Genomic DNA, 3,208 nt, shown 5'->3' with positions numbered 1-3,208 from the left:
CTTCAGAACTAACACAGTGGACGCGAGCAACTGAGGACAAGCCCTCGGCCTATTAGTACCGGTCAGCTCCACCCATTACTGGGCTTCCACATCCGGCCTATCAACCCAGTCGTCTACTGGGAGCCTTACCCTCTCAAGGAGGTGGGAATACTCATCTCGAAGCAGGCTTCCCGCTTAGATGCTTTCAGCGGTTATCCCTCCCGAACGTAGCCAACCAGCCATGCCCTTGGCAGGACAACTGGCACACCAGAGGTTCGTCCGTCCCGGTCCTCTCGTACTAGGGACAGCCCTTCTCAATATTCCTACGCGCACAGCGGATAGGGACCGAACTGTCTCACGACGTTCTAAACCCAGCTCGCGTACCGCTTTAATGGGCGAACAGCCCAACCCTTGGGACCGACTCCAGCCCCAGGATGCGACGAGCCGACATCGAGGTGCCAAACCATCCCGTCGATATGGACTCTTGGGGAAGATCAGCCTGTTATCCCCGGGGTACCTTTTATCCGTTGAGCGACGGCGCTTCCACAAGCCACCGCCGGATCACTAGTCCCGACTTTCGTCCCTGCTCGACCCGTCGGTCTCACAGTCAAGCTCCCTTGTGCACTTACACTCAACACCTGATTGCCAACCAGGCTGAGGGAACCTTTGGGCGCCTCCGTTACCCTTTGGGAGGCAACCGCCCCAGTTAAACTACCCATCAGACACTGTCCCTGATCCGGATCACGGACCCAGGTTAGACATCCAGCACGACCAGAGTGGTATTTCAACGGCGACTCCACAACCACTGGCGTGGCCGCTTCAAAGTCTCCCACCTATCCTACACAAGCCGAACCGAACACCAATATCAAACTGTAGTAAAGGTCCCGGGGTCTTTCCGTCCTGCTGCGCGAAACGAGCATCTTTACTCGTAGTGCAATTTCACCGGGCCTATGGTTGAGACAGTCGAGAAGTCGTTACGCCATTCGTGCAGGTCGGAACTTACCCGACAAGGAATTTCGCTACCTTAGGATGGTTATAGTTACCACCGCCGTTTACTGGCGCTTAAGTTCTCAGCTTCGCAACCCCGAAAGGTCACTAACCGGTCCCCTTAACGTTCCAGCACCGGGCAGGCGTCAGTCCGTATACATCGCCTTACGGCTTCGCACGGACCTGTGTTTTTAGTAAACAGTCGCTTCTCGCTGGTCTCTGCGGCCACCCCCAGCTCACGGAGTAAATCCGATCACCAGTGATGGCCCCCCTTCTCCCGAAGTTACGGGGGCATTTTGCCGAGTTCCTTAACCATAGTTCACCCGAACGCCTCGGTATTCTCTACCTGACCACCTGAGTCGGTTTAGGGTACGGGCCGCCATGAAACTCGCTAGAGGCTTTTCTCGACAGCATAGGATCATCCACTTCACCACAATCGGCTCGGCATCAGGTCTCAGGCTATGTGCTGTCCGGATTTGCCTAGACAGCGCCCTACACCCTTACCCCGGGACAACCACCGCCCGGGCTGGACTACCTTCCTGCGTCACCCCATCGCTTACCTACTACCACCTTGGTTCGCCGGCTCCACCACTTTCCTTTCCCCGAAGGGTCCGGAACGGCTTCACGGGCTTAGCATCAATGGGCTCGATATTGGGCGTTTCAAAGCGGGTACCGGAATATCAACCGGTTGTCCATCGACTACGCCTGTCGGCCTCGCCTTAGGTCCCGACTTACCCTGGGCAGATCAGCTTGACCCAGGAACCCTTAGTCAATCGGCGCACACGTTTCTCACGTGTGTATCGCTACTCATGCCTGCATTCTCACTCGTGAACCGTCCACAACTCGCTTCCGCGGCTGCTTCACCCGGCACACGACGCTCCCCTACCCATCACAGCCTCCGTTGGGAGTATTGCTGCAATGACACGACTTCGGCGGTACGCTTGAGCCCCGCTACATTGTCGGCGCGGAATCACTTGACCAGTGAGCTATTACGCACTCTTTCAAGGGTGGCTGCTTCTAAGCCAACCTCCTGGTTGTCTCTGCGACTCCACATCCTTTCCCACTTAGCGTACGCTTAGGGGCCTTAGTCGATGCTCTGGGCTGTTTCCCTCTCGACCATGGAGCTTATCCCCCACAGTCTCACTGCCGCGCTCTCACTTACCGGCATTCGGAGTTTGGCTAAGGTCAGTAACCCGGTAGGGCCCATCGCCTATCCAGTGCTCTACCTCCGGCAAGAAACACACGACGCTGCACCTAAATGCATTTCGGGGAGAACCAGCTATCACGGAGTTTGATTGGCCTTTCACCCCTAACCACAGGTCATCCCCCAGGTTTTCAACCCTGGTGGGTTCGGTCCTCCACGAAGTCTTACCTCCGCTTCAACCTGCCCATGGCTAGATCACTCCGCTTCGGGTCTTGAGCGTGCTACTGAAACGCCCTATTCGGACTCGCTTTCGCTACGGCTTCCCCACACGGGTTAACCTCGCAACACACCGCAAACTCGCAGGCTCATTCTTCAAAAGGCACGCAGTCACGAGACACAAGCAAGCTTGTGTCCGACGCTCCCACGGCTTGTAGGCACACGGTTTCAGGTACTATTTCACTCCGCTCCCGCGGTACTTTTCACCATTCCCTCACGGTACTATCCGCTATCGGTCACCAGGGAATATTTAGGCTTAGCGGGTGGTCCCGCCAGATTCACACGGGATTTCTCGGGCCCCGTGCTACTTGGGTGTCTCTCAAGCAAGCCGCTGATGTTTCGTCTACGGGGGTCTTACCCTCTACGCCGGACCTTTCGCATGTCCTTCGACTACATCAACGGTTTCTGACTCGCCTCACAGCCGGCAGACTGTGAAAGAGAGATCCCACAACCCCGCATGCGCAACCCCTGCCGGGTATCACACGCATACGGTTTGGCCTCATCCGGTTTCGCTCGCCACTACTCCCGGAATCACGGTTGTTTTCTCTTCCTGAGGGTACTGAGATGTTTCACTTCCCCTCGTTCCCTCCACATGCCCTATGTGTTCAGGCATGGGTGACAGCCCATGACGACTGCCGGGTTTCCCCATTCGGAAACCCCCGGATCAAAGCCTGGTTGACGGCTCCCCGGGGACTATCGTGGCCTCCCACGTCCTTCATCGGTTCCTGGTGCCAAGGCATCCACCGTGCGCCCTTAAAAACTTGGCCACAGATGCTCGCGTCCACTGTGTAGTTCTCAAACAACGACCAGCCACCCATCACC

At 56.8% G+C, this 3,208-nt stretch carries 1 rRNA gene; it reads right to left on the bottom strand.

Annotated elements, in window-relative coordinates:
- Nucleotides 1-32: 32 nt before the first annotated feature.
- Nucleotides 33-3,153 (bottom strand): 23S ribosomal RNA (locus tag ABTY40_RS30720).
- Nucleotides 3,154-3,208: the final 55 nt, after the last annotated feature.

Source organism: Streptomyces sp. NPDC126503 (assembly GCF_040302405.1).
Lineage (GTDB): Bacteria > Actinomycetota > Actinomycetes > Streptomycetales > Streptomycetaceae > Streptomyces > Streptomyces gulbargensis.
The sequence above is the reverse complement of the archived record's forward strand: the minus strand, read 5'-3'. Positions and strand labels throughout refer to the sequence as shown.